The sequence below is a fragment of the Methylobacterium cerastii genome (genome assembly GCF_022179125.1).
GTDB lineage: Bacteria > Pseudomonadota > Alphaproteobacteria > Rhizobiales > Beijerinckiaceae > Methylobacterium > Methylobacterium cerastii.
Genome location: NZ_BPQG01000004.1, coordinates 42,385 through 58,801, shown reverse-complemented (window position 1 = coordinate 58,801; position 16,417 = coordinate 42,385). Strand labels below are relative to the sequence as shown.

The window sequence follows — 16,417 nt, the reverse complement described above, 5'->3', positions numbered from 1 at the left end:
CGACGTCCCCTCCGGCCAGCCGAGCGATGCCCCGATGCGAACCGACACGCCCGTCCAGATCCGCCTCGAAGACTACCGGCCGAGCGACTTCCTGATCGACCGCGTCGACCTCGACGTGCGGCTCGCCCCGCACGACACGCGGATCACGGCGCGGCTGGCGCTGCGGGCGAACCCGGCGGGCCGGGCGGGCGCGCCCCTGGTGCTCGACGGCGACGACCTGACGCTCGACGGCATCGAACTCGACGGCGCGCCGCTGTCCGCCGAGGCCTACGCGGCGAGCCCCGCGGGGCTGACGCTGCACGCGCCACCGCAGGGACCGTTCGAACTGACGATCCTGACGCGGGTGGACCCGACCGCCAACACCAAGCTGATGGGGCTCTACCGCTCGAACGGCGTCTACTGCACCCAGTGCGAGGCCGACGGGTTCCGCCGGATCACCTACTTCCTCGACCGGCCCGACGTGATGGCGGTCTACACCACCCGAATCGAGGCCGAGCGCGCCGAATGCCCGGTGCTGCTCGGCAACGGAAACCCGGTGGAGGCCGGGGAGATCGCCGGCACCGGGCGGCACTTCGCCGTGTGGCACGATCCCCACCCGAAGCCCGCCTACCTCTTCGCCCTCGTCGGCGGCGCGCTCGACCGGGTGGCGCAGGACTTCACCACGATGGAGGGCCGAACGGTCGCGGTCGCGGTCTACGTCGAGCCCGGCAAAGGGCCCCGCGCCGCCTACGCCCTCGACGCGGTGATCCGTTCGATGCGGTGGGACGAGGAGGCGTTCGGGCGCGCCTACGACCTCGACGTGTTCAACGTCGTCGCCGTGTCGGACTTCAACATGGGCGCGATGGAAAACAAAGGCTTGAACGTGTTCAACGACAAATACGTTCTGGCCTCCCCCGAGACCGCCACCGACGGCGACTACGCCGCGATCGAGCGCATCATCGCGCACGAGTACTTCCACAACTGGTCGGGCAACCGCGTCACCTGCCGCGACTGGTTCCAGCTCTGCCTCAAGGAGGGGCTGACCGTCTTCCGCGACCAGGAATTCTCGTCCGACATGCGCTCGCGCGCCGTCCACCGCATCGGCGAGGTCCGCAACCTTCGCGCCCGGCAGTTCCCGGAGGATGCCGGCCCGCTCAGGCACCCGGTCCGGCCGGGTGCCTATGCCGAGATCAATAACTTCTACACGGCCACGGTCTACGACAAGGGCGCCGAGATCGTGCGGATGCTGCGCACCCTCGTCGGCGCCGACGCCTTCCGGGCCGGCATGGACCGGTACTTTTCCGACAACGACGGCACCGCGGCGACCGTCGAGGATTTCCTGGCGGCCTTCGCCGCGGTGACCGGGCGCGACCTCCAGCCCTTCGCCCGCTGGTACGAGCGCCCCGGCACGCCGGCCCTCGCGGTGACGCGCGCCTACGACGCCGAGGCCCGGCGATACACGCTGACCTTCCGCCAGAGCCTCGAGGCGGCGGGCCCTCCCCTGGTGATCCCGGTCGCCCTCGGCCTCGTCGGCGAGAACGGCCCCCTCGCCGGGGCGACTTCGACATCGGTCTCCGACGGCGTCTTCGTCCTCGACACCGGGACCGCCACCGTGGTGTTCGAGTGCGTCGCCGAGGCGCCCGTGCCCTCGGTGCTGCGCGGCTTTTCCGCCCCGGTGCGGCTTGAACTCGACCTGACCGACGCCGAGCGCCTCGTCCTGCTCCGGCACGACACCGACCCGTTCAACCGCTGGCAGGCGGCGCAGGGGATCGCGATGCGGCTGATCCTCGAACCGGCCGCACCGGGCGCGGGCGAGGCCTTCGCCGACGCGCTCGGCGCCTTCCTCGACGGCGAGGCCCTGGCCGACCCGGCCTTCGCCGCCCTGGTGCTGTCGCTCCCCGGCGAAGGCGAAGCCGCCAACGAAATCGCCGCCGACCTCGACCCGGACGCGATCCACGCGGCCCGAACCGCCCTTCGGAAAGCGCTGGGCACGCGGCTGCGCCCGCGCCTCGATGCGCTGGCCCTGGCCCTGCGGGCGTCTCAGGACGCCCCCTACAGCCCGGACGCCGCCTCGGCCGGCCGCCGCTCGCTCGCCAACGCCTGCCTCGACCTGATCGCCGCCGCGGACCCGGCGGCCGGCACCGAAGGCGCCCTCCTCCAGCTTCGCGAGGCGCGCAACATGACCGACCGGCTCGCGGCCCTCGGCGTGATCGCGGCGATCCCAGGGGAGGCCCGCGAGGCGGCGCTCTCGGCTTTCGGCGCCACCTATGCCGACGAGCCGCTGGTCCTCGATAAGTGGTTCGCCGTCCAGGCGACGATCGCCGAGGACGGCACGCCGGCGCGGATCGCGGCGCTGAGCCGGCACCCGGCCTTCGCCATGACCAACCCGAACCGGGTGCGGGCGCTGATCGCCAACTTCGCAATGGGCAACCCGACCCAGTTCGCGAGGGCCGACGGAGCCGGCTTCGCCCTCGTCGCCGAGCGGATCGAGGCCCTCGACCGGATCAACCCGCAGCTCGCCGCGCGGCTCCTCACCGCGTTTTCTTCCTGGCGGCGGTGGGAAAATTCGCGACGGGAAAAGGCCGCCGAAATCCTCAACCGGATCAAGGCGATCCCCGCCCTTTCCCGGGACGTGGCCGACATCGCCGCCCGGACGCTCGAAGCCGGTTAACCATCGCTTAACATTGGCGATTCTCTGCTGATTCCGAGTCGGTAGTCGGGGCTTGGAGTCAAGCCGCGCTGTAAAAAATCCGTGGACAAAACCACTCGGGAAAGTGATGAATTGAATTCAGATTCGGGGCCGGCGCAGCAAGGCCCGGACGCTTCCAGTGCACGAGGTCGACCATGCCGGAGGCGGATTCCGCTTCCTTCTCCGCGCGTGCGGATACGATTCTCGGCATCCACTGGCCGACGCGCGCGCCGGCGAGCCGTTTCGTGCAGGCCGAAGCCTGGCTGCGTTATGCGGTGCCGGCCTTGCTCGCGACCTTCCTCGCCTGCCTGGCGGGGCTGACGGCCCTCCACCTCCAGACCCAGCGCGAGGAACTGCTCGCCACCGCGAGCGCCGACCTCGAGTCCTTCACCCGCCTCTCGGCCGGAGCGCTGGCGGGCCACGCCCTCGGCGACGCGGCGGCCCAGGCGAGCCTCGTCGACCTATTTCCCGCGGGCACCCTGCCGGCCGGACGCCGTGTGATGCTCGTCTCACGAGGCGACCGGATCGTCGCGGCCAGGCCCCCACTGCCGCCCGGCACCGAGACCCTTCAGAATGCGCTCGGCGAGTCGGAGGCACTCTCGACGCTCGGCGAGCGGGCGGGCGTGATGCGCCTAGCACTCTCCGACGGCGAGACCGCCTTCGCGGCGATGCGCCGCCTCCCCGGCGGCGAAAGCCGCATCGCGGTGATGCAATCGCTTGGACCGCTGACCGCGAGCTGGACCGGCCGCGCCCGCCACCAAGCGATCCTGGTCGCCGCCGCCGCCCTCGTCATCGTCGGGGTGGGCCTCGCCTACGGGCTGCAGAGCCGCCGGGCGAAGGCGATCGACAAGGTCTGCGAGCAGATCCGCCGGCGCCTTGACACCGCGCTCGGCCGCGGCGCCTGCGGCTTGTGGGACTGGGACATCCCACGCGGGCAGATCTACTGGTCGGATTCGATGTACGCGCTGCTCGGCTACCGCCGCGAGCGCGAGTTCCTATCCTTCGGCGACGTCAACGCCCTGGTCCACCCCGACGACGGCGACCTTTACAGCCTCGCGCGCGGCCTGGCCGCGAGCCAGACCGCTGTCGACCACGCCTTCCGCATGCGCGGGGCGAACGGCGCCTACATCTGGCTGCGCACCCGCGCCGAGGTGGTGCCGGACGTGACAGACGGCGGCCGCCACCTCGTCGGCATCGCCGTCGACGTCACCGAGCAGCAGCACCTCGCCGAGACCAGCGCCACCAACGACATGCGCTTGCGCGACGCCGTCGAGGCGATCTCGGAAGCGTTCGTCATCTGGGACACGAGCAACCGTCTCGTGCTGTGCAATTCCAAGTTCCGCCACCTGCACGCGCTTTCCCCCGAGGACGCGCAGGTCGGCCGCCGCTACGACGAGGTGATGGGCCGCGGGGTACTGCCGCAGATCCGGCGGGAGATGCCGGAGACCGATGCGGCGAGCGCGACGGCCCGTACCTTCGAGGCGGAACTCACCGACGGCCGCTGGCTGCAGATCAGCGAGCGACGCACCAAGGACGGCGGGTACGTCTCCGTCGGCACCGACATCACCAACCTGAAGCGGCACCAGGAGCAGCTCGTTGCCTCGGAGCGCGAGCTGATCGAGACGGTCAAGGACCTGAAGCGCTCGCGCCGCACGCTGGAGTTGCAGACGCAGCAACTCGCCGACCTCGCCGAGCGCTACCTCGACCAGAAGGCGGCGGCCGAGTCCGCCAACCAGGCCAAGTCCGAGTTCCTGGCCAACATGAGCCACGAGCTGCGCACGCCGCTGAACGCGATCATCGGCTTCGCCGAGCTGATGTCGAGCGAGCTCTACGGGCCGCTCGGCTCGCCGCGCTACGCCGAATACTGCGCTGACATCCGCGGCAGCGGCGACTACCTGCTCTCGATGATCGACGACATCCTCCACATGTCGCGGATCGAGTCCGACCGCGTGCGCCTCGCGCGCCGCGAGGTCGCCGTCGAGGCCGCGGTCGCCGGGGCGCTGAAGCTGGTGTCGGAGCCGGCGCGGCAGAAGAACCTCCACATCGCCATAGACTTGCAGCCCGGCCTCGCGCTGCTCGCCGACGAGCGCGCCCTGCAGCAGATCCTCGTCAACCTGCTGCAGAACGCTGTGAAGTTCACGCCCGGGCACGGCCGCATCGCGGTGCGCGCGCGCGCCGCCGGGGACCACGCCCACCTGTTCATCGAGGATACTGGGATCGGTATCCCGAAGGCGGCGCTGGCGCGCCTCGGTGCGCCGTTCTCGCAGGTCGAGACCAACCTGACCCGCAGCCACAAGGGCTCGGGCCTCGGCCTCGCCATCGCCCGCTCCATGGCCGAGCTGCACGGCGGCTCCCTGCGCATCCGCTCCGAGGAGACGGTCGGCACCATAGTCCTGGTGCGGCTGCCCCGCCCGACCGGCGAACGCCTCGCGGCGGCGGCGGCCGAAGATTCCGGGCAGCAGGCCGTCGCGGCGCTGCGCGAGGCCTCCGGGGCGAGCGTTCGGCAGCCGCAGCCGGCCGGCGCCTGAGGACGCGCCGCGGGGCCGTCGCACCGCGGGCTGCGGCGCGCTACCTGCCCAAAAGGTCGAACCGCGCCACGTCGTGCAGCAGCGCCACGAAGGCCCGCGCGCCGTGGTCGAGGGCAGCCTCCCCGGCCTCGGCGGTGCCGAGCCTGGCGTCGCCGATCGCGCCCGACGGATGGAGGTCGCCGGCCTTCCAGGCAAAGGCGGCCGGGCGCCCGGCGCGCAGGTGCGTGAAGTCGCCGACCATGGCGCGGGTGCGCGAGGGGAAGTCGGCGACGGCCTCGCGCCGCACGAGATCGGGGCGCAGGGCCAGAATCAGCGCGGTCTCGACCCCGCCGGCATGGATGCCGTGGACGATCTCGTCCTCCGGGAAGCATCCGTCCGGGTAGCCGAAGCGCGCCCAGGCGGTCGTCACCGCCACCATGCCGAAGCGGGCGCGCAAATCCCCGGCCACGAGGTCGATCAGCGCGCTGTTGCCGCCGTGCGAGGTGACGATCACCAGCCGGCTGCAGCCGGCGCGGTGCACGCCGGCGCCAATTTCGCCCCAGGCGGCGAGCGCGGTCGCGGTAGTGAGGGAGAGCGTTCCAGGAAAGGCGTCGTGCTCGTCGGACTTGCCGACCGACTGCACCGGCAGGACCAGCACGTCGAGGTCGGCCGGCACCAGGGCGCAGGCGCGCGCGAGGTAGCCATCCATGATCGCGACGTCGGTGCAGAGCGGCAGATGCGGGCCGTGCTGCTCGATCGCCGCCACCGGCAGCACCGCGACCGTGCGGCCCATGTCCCGCGCGGAGACATCCCGCGTGGTCAGGTCGGACCAGAGCCGTGCCGCCATGCTTTGCCTCGATGCGTCCGCTTAAGCCATACGCTTTAGAGCATTTTCTTCACGCGAGCCGGCATCCACCTCGCTGGAAAATGCTTTAGCGGGGGCGGCGCCGGCCCGTCGAGGGTCAGGCGAACAGGGCGTCGATGTCGTGCTGGGCGGTGGCAGGGCCGTTCGGCTGCGGGCCGTTCAGGAGCAGGCGCTGGGCGCGCTCGTTGCGCTCGGCCTCGGCCGGATCCTGGCCGGCCGCGTCCCGTGCCCGCACGGCGCTGGAGAAGCGCGCGAGCCGCACCTCGAACTGCTGCAGGGCGGCGACGACCTTGCCGATCCGCTGGCCGGTGATGTCCTGGAAGGCGCAGGCCTCGAAGATCGTGCCGATGCCGCTTTCGACTGCGTCGCGGTAGCCGGGTCCGTCCGGCAACGCCAGCATCGACTCGGCCGCCTCCATGATGGAGTTGGTGGCGCCGGCAGTCGCGGCCAGGACGTTGCCGAGCTCCTCGTGCGCCATCGGGATGCGGTCGTGCGTCAGCTCGTTGGCGCGCAAGGCCGCGATCTCGTCGCGCACGTGGGCGATGTAGTCCGCGATCTCCATCAACTCGGTGACCATCGTCGCCGGGTTGATCGTCGCGCCGAGCGGTCTTTGCACACCCATCGTCAGCACTCCTCCGCGTGTCGGCCCCGAGTGGCCGCTCAGGCGCCGCAGACCGCTTCGATCTTGCTCTTCAAGGTGGCGGCGTTGAACGGCTTGACGATGTAGTTGTTCACGCCGGCCTTCTTGGCGGCGATGACGTTCTCTGTCTTCGATTCCGCGGTGACCATGATGAACGGCGTGGTGCGCAGGCCCTCGTCGGCGCGGACGTGGCGAAGCAGCTCGTAGCCGGTCATCGGCTCCATGTTCCAGTCGGAGATGACCAGGCCGTACTTGCGGCCCTTGAGGCGCGCCAGGGCGGCCGTGCCATCGGAGGCGTCGTCGACCTCCTCGAAGCCGAGCTGCTTCAGGAGGTTGCGGATGATGCGGACCATCGTCTGGTAGTCGTCGACGACCAGGATCGGCATGCTGAGGTCGAGGGCCATGGTGAAACTGCTCCGGTGTCTCCGAATCGCCGGCTCGGGTCGGCGTCGGTCACGCATTGTCGAAAGGCGCCGCCGCCGGCCGCACCTCATGGGTCCAAACCTAAGCCGGTTTGCCTTGCGAAGCGGTTAATCACGCGCCGGTCCAGCGCCGCCCGGGGCGGCGACGCCCGAATACTGATGTGCGGGACACGAATGCCGTCCGAGCCCAAACGGCACCGCGTCGCCCCGCCCGTTCCCTCGCGATGAGCCGGCGCGGCCTTTACCGATGCGTCCCAACGCAGGATGACGGCCCCGCAGGCGGGCACGGCGCCCGACGGGAACGCCCGCGGGGGAGGCTCGGCCGCCGCGCGAAACAGGATCGGCACGCGATGCTCAAGGTCGTCATCAGCGAGTTCATGGACGAGGCCGCGATCCGGGCGGAGCTCGCCGGGTTCGAGACGCTCTACGATCCGACCCTCGTCGACCGGCCCGACGCCCTGCGCGCGGCGCTCCAAGAGGCGGCGGGGCTGATCGTCCGCAACCGCACGCAGGTGCGCGGCGACCTGCTGGCAGCGGCTCCCGACCTCAAGGTGGTGGGCCGCCTCGGCGTCGGCCTCGACAACATCGACCTGCCGGCCTGCGCCGCCCGCGGGATCGCGGTCCATCCCGCGACCGGCGCCAACGACGGCGCGGTGGCCGAGTACGTGATCGGCACGGCCCTGCTGCTGCTGCGCGGCGCCTACGGTGCCAGCGCGCAGGTGGCGGCGGGGGCGTGGCCGCGCAACGCGTCGATGGGGCGCGAGATCGCCGGCAAGCGCCTCGGCCTCGTCGGCTTCGGTGCCATCGCCCGCGAGACCGCCCGGCGCGCCGCGGCGCTCGACATGGCGGTCTCGGCCTTCGACCCGTACCTGACGCCCGAGGACACCGCGTGGCGCCCGGCCCACGGCTCGGTGACGCGTGCCGAGCTCGACGCGCTGATCGCATCGAGCGACGTGCTCTCCCTGCACGTGCCGCTCACCGAGGCGACGCGGGGGATGATCGGCTCCGACGCGATCACCCGGATGCCGCCGGGCGCGATCCTGATCAACGCCGCCCGCGGGGGCGTGGTGGACGAGCGCGCAGTCGTCGACGCGCTCCGGTCGGGCCATCTCGGCGGGGCGGCGCTGGACGTGTTCGCGGAGGAGCCGCTGGATGCTATGGGCGGGGCACTGTTCGCCGACGTGCCGAACCTGATCCTGACGCCGCACATCGCGGGCGTGACGCAGGAATCGAACGTGCGCGTCTCCGCCGTCACGGCCCGCGCCGTGCGGCGAAGCCTGGAGGGCTGAACCTCGCCTTGCCGCGCTGGCACCGTCGCGTAACGAATTCGTCTGTCCGCGCAGCGCGTCGCGACAAGAACCCTTGCGGAACACTTGACGAACGTTTAACGTGTTCGTGTTTTGTTTCTGCGGCTTCACCTTCGTGCGGCCGCACTTTCTCGCGAGCTCGCCAATGCTGACCCGTAAACAGCTGGATCTCCTGCGATTCATTGATGAGCGGATGCGCGAGGACGGCGTCCCGCCCTCGTTCGACGAGATGAAGGACGCCCTCGACCTCAAGTCGAAATCGGGCATCCATCGGCTGATCACCGCCCTCGAGGAGCGCGGCTTCCTGCGCCGGCTTCCCAACCGCGCCCGGGCGATCGAGGTCCTGCGGATGCCCGACGGCTCCGGCCGCATGGCGGCGCCCGCTCCGGTGGCGGCGCCCGCGCCACGCCGCTTCACCCCGAGCGTGGTGGAGGGCGGGCGCGCCAAGGCGGTGCCGCCTCGGCCGACGACGCAGATGGTCGATGACAGCGGTCGCTCCGTGTCGATCCCGGTGATGGGCCGGATCGCCGCCGGAACTCCGATCTCTGCGATCCAGAACCAGAGCCACGCGATCACCATGTCGCCGGACTTCCTCGCCGGCGGCGAGCACTACGCACTGGAGGTCCGCGGCGATTCGATGGTCGAGGCCGGCATCCTCGACGGCGACCTCGTGGTGATCCGCAAGCAGGACACCGCCAACACCGGCGACATCATCGTCGCGCTGATCGACGATGAGGAGGCGACGCTGAAGCGCCTGCGCCGGCGCGGCTCGTCGATCGCACTGGAAGCGGCCAACCCCGCCTACGAAACCCGCGTGCTCGGGCCGGATCGCGTCCAGATCCAGGGGCGGTTGGTCAGCCTCGTCCGCCGTTACTGAAGCGTCTCCGCCGGCATCTCGGCGTCGGTGCCGTCCGCGGCCGGGTCGTCGGGCGCCGGTTCGGTCCGCGGATTCGGCGGCGCCATGCCCTGGAAAGGTACGTACTTCGGCTTGATCTCGCCGGGTAAAGGCGATTGTGGCACCGGCTGGTCGGCTGGCTTGGCCGGCACGCGGGCTTGGGCCGGTCGCCACGGCAGCGTCCGCCCCGGCTCGCGGGTCCGACTCACCGTGAAGCCGTCCGGCTGCAGGCGGATCGCAACCGCGCCGTGGGCGGCGAGGTAGGCGCGATCGATGACGAGGGCTGCGGCGCAGCTGGGCGGCGCGGAGAGCGGCGTGATCAACACCGCGGCGTTGGCGCAATCCTGGGCGAAGCCGCGGCGGTCCTTCAGAAGGGCCACCGCGCGGCCGTCGGCGAGCCGCAGGACGCACCCAATCCGGTCGCAGGTGGGACCACCGGTCGCCTGCGCGCCGGTCCGGCCGTCGCCGTCGGCCTTCAGCCATTGCTCCAGCACGAAGTTCGACGGCTTGCCGAGGGCGACGAGGCTGCCGTCGATCCGGCGCACCGCGGCACCGCTGCCCTGGCGATCGACGTAGATGTCGAAGCGGGCCGGCGCCGTCGCGAGGCCTAGCCCGAGCAAGGCGGGCGGCAAGGCAAGCCAGCGCAGGCGCGAGACCGGCAGCGTCGCGAGCAGAAGCGCCGCGGCGAGGCACCCGAGCGCGCCGGTGCCGAAAGCCGGCACCACCACGTTGGCGCGACCGAGCCCCTCGATCCAGCCGGAGATCGTCAGCATCCCCCGCACTGCCAGGCCCATCAGCCACCAGACCGGCTGATCGAGGGCGAACGGGTAGGCGACGATGCCGAGCACCGCCGCCGGCATCACCGCGAGCGAGACCAGCGGCAGCGTGAGCGCGTTACCGATCAGCCCGAAAGGCTGCACCGTCTGGAAGTGGTAGGTCGCGAAGGGTGCGGTGGCGACCTGGGCCACCAGCGTCGTGCCGAGCGTGCCGACGACCGTCGTCAGCCCCAGGGCGATCAGCCGGCCGATCCGCCCGGCGCCATCGCGGCGGAACAGGCGCCCGTCGATCAGCCGGGCGCAGGCGATGAGGCCGGCCACCGCCCCAAACGACATCTGGAAGCTCGGGCCGAGCAGCCCCTCCGGCTCGTGCGCCAGCGCGATGAGCGCGGCGAGGGCGAGGTTGCGCATGCTCAACGCCGGGCGGTCGACCAGGATCGCGCCGAGCATGATCAGGGTCATGACGAGGGAGCGCTCGGCGGCGATGTCCCAGCCGGAGAAGACGCAGTAGGCGGTGACGCCGACCATCGCCAGCGCCGCGGCGATCTTCTTGATCGGCCAGGCCAGCGCGAGGAACGGCACCAGCGCGAGCCCGGCCCGCACGAGCCAGAACACGACGCCGGCGGCCAGCACCATGTGGAGTCCAGAGATAGAAACGACGATTGGCAGGGTTGGCCGGCAACGTGTTATGGGGGGCCATCACGTCAGAAAGCCTGGACTTCGATGGGTCTACCCTCCGGCCTTCCCGCCGCACCCCCACCGGCGATCGCCTATTCCTACCTGCGCCTGAGCTCGAAACGCCAGGTCAGCAAGGGCGACGGCGAACGTTACCGCGACGGCTTCCAAAGGCAGATCGAGCTGCGCGACGCGTACCTCGCCGAGAACCCGCATCTCACGCTCGACACCCGCTTCAACCTGCATGACATCGGGGTCTCGGCCTACACCCGCGCGAACATCGCCGAGGGCGGCACGGGCAAGCTCAGGCTGTTCGTCAACGAGGTCGAGGCCGGCAGGATCGCCGCGGGGAGCTATCTCCTCGTGGAGTCCCTCGATCGCGTCTCGCGGGCCGAGATCAACATCGCGCAGGAACTCCTCCTGCGGCTGGTCAACAACGGGATCATCGTCAGGTCGATCATCGACAGGCAGACCTACCACGCCCGGTCCGACCCGATGCAGTTCATCATCTCGATCGTCTACCTGATGCGGGCTCACGACGAGTCGTTGATGAAGGCCGCGCGGCTGAGGGAGACCTGGGTCCGGAAACGGGCGAACATCGGCAAGCGCAAGCTCACCGCGAGGATCCCGTCGTGGCTTGAGGTCGACGGCGACGGCTTCAGGCCGCATGGGCATCGGAAGCGGATCGTCGAGCGGATCTTCTCCGAGCTCGCCGACGGGCAGGGGCGCGATGCGATCGCCCGGGGGCTCAACAGGGACGGGGAGCCGACCTGGGGCAAGGGCCGCGCATGGCACGGGGGCGTGATCCAGAAGATCACCGACACCCGGGCCGTCCTCGGCGAGTTCCGGCCCCACAGGTTGGAGTTCAGCATCAGGAACGGCATCAAGGTCGGCAAGCGCATCCCCGCCGGCGACGTGATCCCGGACTACTATCCGGCGGTGATCGACGAGGAGCTGTGGGACCGGGCCCGGCGCGTGGCCGACGCGCGTCGGCTGGGCACCACGCCGAACGCCGGCGGCCGGCAGGGCACGCGCATCTCGAACCTCTTCGGGATGGTGGCCGAGTGCGCGATGTGCGGCAAACCGATGAACTACCGCGACCGGGGACCCCGGTCGACGATCGTGCTCATCTGCTCGACGAGCCGGGCGGGCACCTGTGCGAACGACGTCCGCATCCCCTACCTGGAGACCGAGGACGCCGTGCTGACCTGGTTCGTGCAGGTCGACCTTTCCAAGGCCGACGCCGGCGAGATGCAGCGCCTGGAGCAATCGTTGCGGGATGCCATCGCCCGCCGGGACGGCCTCCAGGCCGAGGCCGAGACCCTGATGCGGGCCTTCGGTCGCGGCGACCGGTTCGCCGAGCCCGCGATCGACAGGATCCGCGGCGAGGTCGCCACCATCGAGAAGGGGATCTCGGAGACGTCCGCGACGCTGCTCACGCTGAGGGAGGCCGGCGGTTCGGACGGCAGGGAGCCCGCCATCGCCCTCATGCTGGACCTCGACCGCGCGAACGCGCCCGACGAGGAACGCTACGCTGCGCGCATCCGCGTCCGGCAGATGCTGCGCGACACCGTGACGTCGATGCGATGCCGGCAGGACGGGCACGTCGACATCGTGGCCATCGACGGATCGATGCACCGGTTCCGGGACGGGTACTGGCTGCACGAAGGCAGGTGGCACCCTTCCGGCCCCGGCCTGTTCGGTTTCTCGCGCAAGGTCTCGAAGAAGGTGGAGGCACGTCGGCGGGCATGGCTGGAAGCGGCCGTGGCCGCCTATGAGGATCCCTGACGGGTCCGGCCACCCGGGAGGTCGCGGGCGGCCCATGGTCCCAAGACGGGACCGTGGGCCGTGCCGCCTCGCCGGACCGCAGCGTGTCGGGGAAGGCCGCCGCGGCCTTGGGGATCAGCTGGAAAGGCCGGGGACCCCTTCCAGGGTCTCGACACGCCAGTGGACCGGTCGGCCGGCCTCCGAGTGGCGCAGGGCCTCGTCGAGGACCTCCACGTCCGTGCGCCCGTGAAGGAGCACGGCGAGACAGGTCGCGTTCCGGTCCGACGGCCGCGCGAACGTCGTCAGGACGTCCATCGCCATGCCACGCACCCGCCAGCGTCCGCCCTGGTCGCTCGGGGGCCTCAGGTCGATGTGCCTGTGGACGTAGTGGGAGCACGTGTTCTCGAACAGGCTGAACGCCCTCTGGCGGCTGAGGGCGTTCAGGTCGAAGTAGGGATAGGCCCGCGCATCGAGCACGACGGCCGGCTTGGCCTGACTGAAGACGCGGGCGAAAACCTCCCCGTGCAGGTCCGCCATCGGAAAGCAGATCACGCGCTGGACGGGGCGGAAATCGAAGAGGGACAGCTGCTCCTGATGCGCCCGCGACGCGACGGCGGGGGCCTCGTCACGGGCCGTCCCGGCCACGAGACGAAGGTGCGGATGGCTCATGCTGGGCGAATCCCGAGGTCCCGTTCGAGGTCGGTATAGCGTAGCTTGAAGAGGTCGGACGGGCCACCCCAGTCCGGTTCGCCCATGGCGAAATTCCCGGTCACCTTGTCCTTGTAGTCACGGTCCTTGAGGAACACCCTCGCGTACATCCGGGGCGCGACGCCGACGAAGGGCCTGAAGAGAACCTTCGGCCGGGGCTTCGCGGCCTCGCGCGGCGCCGCTCGCTCGCGCGGGGATTCATGCCGGAAACGGGACGGAGGTTCCCAATCCTCCGACACGGTGGTGATCGCGTCGCAATGCAGGTCGAGCGCCCGGCTCTTCGGGTAGGGCTCGATGTACTGGACCTCGTCGATCCCCGCCGAGACGATATGCCGGGCGCAGTAATGGCAGGGGAACGCGCTGACGAAGAGCCGCGTGCCGCGCGGCGAGACGCCCGTCCGGGCGGCGGAGAGGATCGCATCCATCTCGGCGTGGACGGCACGGCTGAACTCGATCAGGCCGCCGAGCCGCGTGCGCCGGAGCTCGGCGACGACCACGGACCTCTCCCGGCCCGCGAGCAGCATGGGGTACGCCACGAGCAACGCGTCGATGATGGCGTTCTGTTCCCGGTTGCTGCTGCAGTACCGGTCCGGCCTGAAGGCGCATCGCTCGTCGTCCCCGGGCTCGAAGGCCTCGCCGTAGACCCCTCCCCCGGCCTTCGGCACCTCGTTCGTCCCGGTCGCGACGACGTTGCCCTGCGCGTCGACCAGGGCCGCGCCGACCTGGCGCGAGAGGCACGCGCTCTTGAGCTGCGCCGAATGGGCCTGATGCATCGCCGTCTCGGCGACGTTCGGCCGGATGACCTCGCTCAGGGTCAGGAGCCGGACCAGGCGTCGGAGCGGCTCGTTCATGGCCGTGTTGTTCGGGTCGTCCTCGGCGTCCTTGGAATTGTCGACGAAGAAATCCGCCTCGTGGAACGTGTCCACGACGTGCTGGCCGTGCTTCTCGGGGGCGTCGGCATCGCGGTCCATGAAGGCGGAGATCGCCGCCTTCGTGGCCTGCGTCTGGCGATCGTCGAGGCTGTAGAGCTCCGTCCGCAGCCTCCGGCTTCGCTTCTCCGGGTCGCACACGACGCCGACGAGCGTGAACGCGTCCTGATAGAGACGGCGGAGGAGGTGCGCTTCCGCCGGGTGCCGCAGGGAGTCGATGATGTAGGCTCGGGGCCTGCCGTCGAGCTCGCCCTCCGGCTGGCCGCTCGCCTTGGCGCGGACCGCCCTGATCTCGCCGACCACGGCCCTTGCCACGGCCGCGTTGTCACGCGTGGCCAGGCGCATGGCATCGCCGTGGTCCTGCATGTCGACGATGCCTTCGAGGGTCTTGCGCGCCCCGTCGCCGGCGATCGCACGCCCCTCGGCGCGCCCCCACGCCTTTATGGCCGAGCTCGCCTTCACGACATGGACCTCGTGGCGGGAGGCGCCCGCCTCCTCCAGGAACTGCTTGATGATCTTCGCCGCCCGTCCGGCCCCGGCCCCGACGGGCCCGACCACGGCGATGAACAGCTCGTTTCCCCGCGACCGTCTCAGGACTTCCTGACTGGTCTCACCGGCGTGCCCGAGCTTCGCGGCCGCGGCCGGGCGAGCGACAACGACACCATCGACCATCTTGACCCGCCTCGCCGCCACCGAATTCGACCGGCACCGAAGGCGCTCGATGCAACCATACGTTCGGAGCCCATCGCCGATATACGCTTCCTCGACGAACGTACATGTCCCGAGGTGGACGGCGACAAACGACCTGTTGACCATGAAACGCGCAGGGGCGGGCAAGGCGGTCGCTCGATGAGGGCGGCAGGACCGACCGAAGCATCCGCATGCCGGCTCCGTCCGAACGAGGCGGCAAGCATCATCCCTAGGTTTCCCCGCGGGCGATCCCGCCGAGATGGCGGGGTTCGCGCCGACAGGCTTCACCTAAGCATCTCCCGTGCTCGCCAAGCACGTTCAGCTTCTCGCAACGCGTCTCCACTTCGGGCGGCCCGCGATGGGGAAGCGCATTCCGACACACGCGTTACGGCAGCCTTGCGAGAGCGCCAGGCAGTCGGGATTTCCCTCTCGACGGGAGCGCTGGATGGCCATGCCCGAGCCTAGGTCTCGCCGTGGCCGATCGCTGCGAGACCGCGAGCCTCGCGCTGATAGGTCAGGTCGTAGTTCCGGACGAAGAACTTCCCGTGATGCACACGCACGTCCATCTTCTTGCGTAGCGTTTCCACGTCGAGAGGTTCGCGATGGAGCCGCGCCCCCCGGCGCGTCGATTGCCGCAGCCTCGGAAGGATCTCCTCGACCGTCATGACCCCGCGCGGGGGGATGAGCGCGAAGACCTCGCGCATCACGCGGTCCCAGAACTCCTCCGCCCGGATGTGGTCGAGGCGCCTGCGCACGCGCTCGACCTCCGCCACGAGCTTCGCGTTCTCGTCGCGTAGCCGGACGACCTCCTCCTCCCGGAGCCTACCGGTCGCCTCGTTCCTTTCCAACCTGGCGCCCGCCTCCCGCAGCAGCCCGTCGGTGGCGACCCGCTCAGCCTCCGCCAGCCTGTGCCGATCGGCGAGCCGGGCCGTCGCCTCGACCATCGCCGACGCCCAGACCCTCTCGGCGAACTCGATCAGCCCCGCCTGCATCGCCTCCGGCAACAGCTTGAGGTCGAGCCGCGGCTTGTACGCGTTCGCCGCCTTCCAATCCCGCACGTGCAGCATGACCGCCCCACGGGCCATGGCTCGAAAGGGGGGCTTGCCCGTCATGTCGTCGATGACCGCCTGGACGCTCACGTCGTCCCTGCCCTTCGAGCCGAGCCGGTCGCAGACCTTCCAGACCCTCTCCCGCGGCGTCATCGCGAACCCCTCCGAACCGAAGGATAGATTGGACGGACCTTGGTTAAGCACCCCCTGAAAATCCGGGGAACGGGAACGGGGAACGTTCCTCGTTCCCGTTCCCCACGGAGTCGCCGTCCACGCACCGCCGGGGGATTCCCGTTAACCAACGGTCAACCATGTTCCGAGCGGCCGGCTTGACCCCAGGCCCTCCCCCGCCCACCTGGGCTCCCATGACGAACGCGTTTGCCCGCACCCGAATGAAAGCCCCGCAGGCCGCATAACGGCCTGCGCCCGACGGCGCGCGCACCAGGCCCGATGGGCCGACCGAGGGTGAAAACCCCGGGCATCGTCATCACCACGGCCTCGAAAACCGTGGGCATCGGA

11 protein-coding genes and 1 pseudogene are annotated in these 16,417 nt (G+C 70.4%); 5 read left to right on the top strand and 7 right to left on the bottom strand.

What is annotated here, in order from left to right:
* The first annotated feature begins 34 nt into the window (after nucleotides 1-34).
* Both pepN and MFF13_RS00985 read left to right on the top strand, forming a co-directional pair.
* A complete protein-coding gene (gene pepN, locus MFF13_RS00990) occupies nucleotides 35-2,650 on the top strand; it encodes an aminopeptidase N (protein WP_238270182.1) in 2,616 nt (871 codons plus the stop codon).
* A gap of 173 nt (nucleotides 2,651-2,823) precedes the next feature.
* Entirely contained in the window at nucleotides 2,824-5,196 is a 2,373-nt protein-coding gene (locus tag MFF13_RS00985) for a PAS domain-containing sensor histidine kinase (RefSeq protein ID WP_147827868.1), read from the top strand.
* Nucleotides 5,197-5,236: 40 nt separating this feature from the next.
* Here MFF13_RS00985 and MFF13_RS00980 read toward each other — a convergent pair whose 3' ends face one another.
* The 3 genes from MFF13_RS00980 to MFF13_RS00970 all read right to left on the bottom strand — a co-directional run bounded on the left by MFF13_RS00980 (nucleotide 5,237) and on the right by MFF13_RS00970 (nucleotide 7,084).
* Nucleotides 5,237-6,022, bottom strand: coding sequence for a creatininase family protein (locus MFF13_RS00980; RefSeq protein WP_238270180.1), 786 nt, complete (start codon nucleotides 6,020-6,022; stop codon nucleotides 5,237-5,239).
* A 115-nt stretch (nucleotides 6,023-6,137) separates the two neighbouring features.
* Nucleotides 6,138-6,662 carry a protein phosphatase CheZ gene (locus MFF13_RS00975; RefSeq protein WP_238270178.1) on the bottom strand — a complete coding sequence of 175 codons (525 nt, stop codon included), beginning with the start codon at nucleotides 6,660-6,662 and terminating at the stop codon, nucleotides 6,138-6,140.
* Nucleotides 6,663-6,700: 38 nt separating this feature from the next.
* Nucleotides 6,701-7,084, bottom strand: coding sequence for a response regulator (locus MFF13_RS00970; RefSeq protein ID WP_147729619.1), 384 nt, complete (start codon nucleotides 7,082-7,084; stop codon nucleotides 6,701-6,703).
* A 368-nt stretch (nucleotides 7,085-7,452) separates the two neighbouring features.
* Between MFF13_RS00970 and MFF13_RS00965 the strand changes: the two genes are divergently transcribed.
* Both MFF13_RS00965 and lexA read left to right on the top strand, forming a co-directional pair.
* Nucleotides 7,453-8,391, top strand: a complete 939-nt coding sequence (locus tag MFF13_RS00965; protein ID WP_147827866.1) for a hydroxyacid dehydrogenase — start codon at nucleotides 7,453-7,455, stop codon at nucleotides 8,389-8,391.
* A gap of 163 nt (nucleotides 8,392-8,554) precedes the next feature.
* Entirely contained in the window at nucleotides 8,555-9,286 is a 732-nt protein-coding gene (gene lexA, locus MFF13_RS00960) for a transcriptional repressor LexA (protein WP_238270176.1), read from the top strand.
* On the opposite strand, the pseudogene MFF13_RS00955 reads toward lexA, so the two are convergent.
* Nucleotides 9,280-10,740: pseudogene (locus tag MFF13_RS00955) on the bottom strand (ComEC/Rec2 family competence protein); the annotation flags it as partial. The gene lexA and the pseudogene MFF13_RS00955 sit on opposite strands and share 7 nt — an antisense overlap.
* 63 nt (nucleotides 10,741-10,803) lie before the next feature.
* Here MFF13_RS00955 and MFF13_RS00950 point away from each other — a divergent pair.
* Nucleotides 10,804-12,543, top strand: coding sequence for a recombinase family protein (locus MFF13_RS00950; RefSeq protein ID WP_147708305.1), 1,740 nt, complete (start codon nucleotides 10,804-10,806; stop codon nucleotides 12,541-12,543).
* 114 nt (nucleotides 12,544-12,657) lie between these two features.
* On the opposite strand, the gene MFF13_RS00945 is transcribed toward MFF13_RS00950, so the two are convergent.
* The 3 genes from MFF13_RS00945 to MFF13_RS00935 all read right to left on the bottom strand — a co-directional run bounded on the left by MFF13_RS00945 (nucleotide 12,658) and on the right by MFF13_RS00935 (nucleotide 16,051).
* Entirely contained in the window at nucleotides 12,658-13,191 is a 534-nt protein-coding gene (locus MFF13_RS00945) for a hypothetical protein (protein WP_147708304.1), read from the bottom strand.
* Nucleotides 13,188-14,852: an anti-phage dCTP deaminase gene (locus MFF13_RS00940; RefSeq protein ID WP_238270174.1), complete on the bottom strand. Its 1,665-nt coding sequence runs from the start codon at nucleotides 14,850-14,852 to the stop codon at nucleotides 13,188-13,190. The genes MFF13_RS00945 and MFF13_RS00940 overlap by 4 nt, the downstream gene beginning before the upstream one ends.
* Before the next feature lie 458 nt (nucleotides 14,853-15,310).
* The gene (locus MFF13_RS00935; protein ID WP_147708302.1) at nucleotides 15,311-16,051 is read right to left on the bottom strand and encodes a DNA-binding protein; all 741 of its coding nucleotides are present in this window, start codon (nucleotides 16,049-16,051) and stop codon (nucleotides 15,311-15,313) included.
* Nucleotides 16,052-16,417 lie beyond the last annotated feature (366 nt).

Coding starts and splice junctions, on each gene's coding strand:
- lexA (WP_238270176.1), top strand. CDS start 8,555: ATGCTGACCCGTAAACAGCTGGATCTCCTGCGATTCATTGATGAGCGG.
- MFF13_RS00965 (WP_147827866.1), top strand. CDS start 7,453: ATGCTCAAGGTCGTCATCAGCGAGTTCATGGACGAGGCCGCGATCCGG.
- MFF13_RS00935 (WP_147708302.1), bottom strand. CDS start 16,051: ATGACGCCGCGGGAGAGGGTCTGGAAGGTCTGCGACCGGCTCGGCTCG.
- MFF13_RS00945 (WP_147708304.1), bottom strand. CDS start 13,191: ATGAGCCATCCGCACCTTCGTCTCGTGGCCGGGACGGCCCGTGACGAG.
- MFF13_RS00980 (WP_238270180.1), bottom strand. CDS start 6,022: ATGGCGGCACGGCTCTGGTCCGACCTGACCACGCGGGATGTCTCCGCG.
- pepN (WP_238270182.1), top strand. CDS start 35: ATGCGAACCGACACGCCCGTCCAGATCCGCCTCGAAGACTACCGGCCG.
- MFF13_RS00985 (WP_147827868.1), top strand. CDS start 2,824: ATGCCGGAGGCGGATTCCGCTTCCTTCTCCGCGCGTGCGGATACGATT.
- MFF13_RS00950 (WP_147708305.1), top strand. CDS start 10,804: ATGGGTCTACCCTCCGGCCTTCCCGCCGCACCCCCACCGGCGATCGCC.
- MFF13_RS00970 (WP_147729619.1), bottom strand. CDS start 7,084: ATGGCCCTCGACCTCAGCATGCCGATCCTGGTCGTCGACGACTACCAG.
- MFF13_RS00975 (WP_238270178.1), bottom strand. CDS start 6,662: ATGGGTGTGCAAAGACCGCTCGGCGCGACGATCAACCCGGCGACGATG.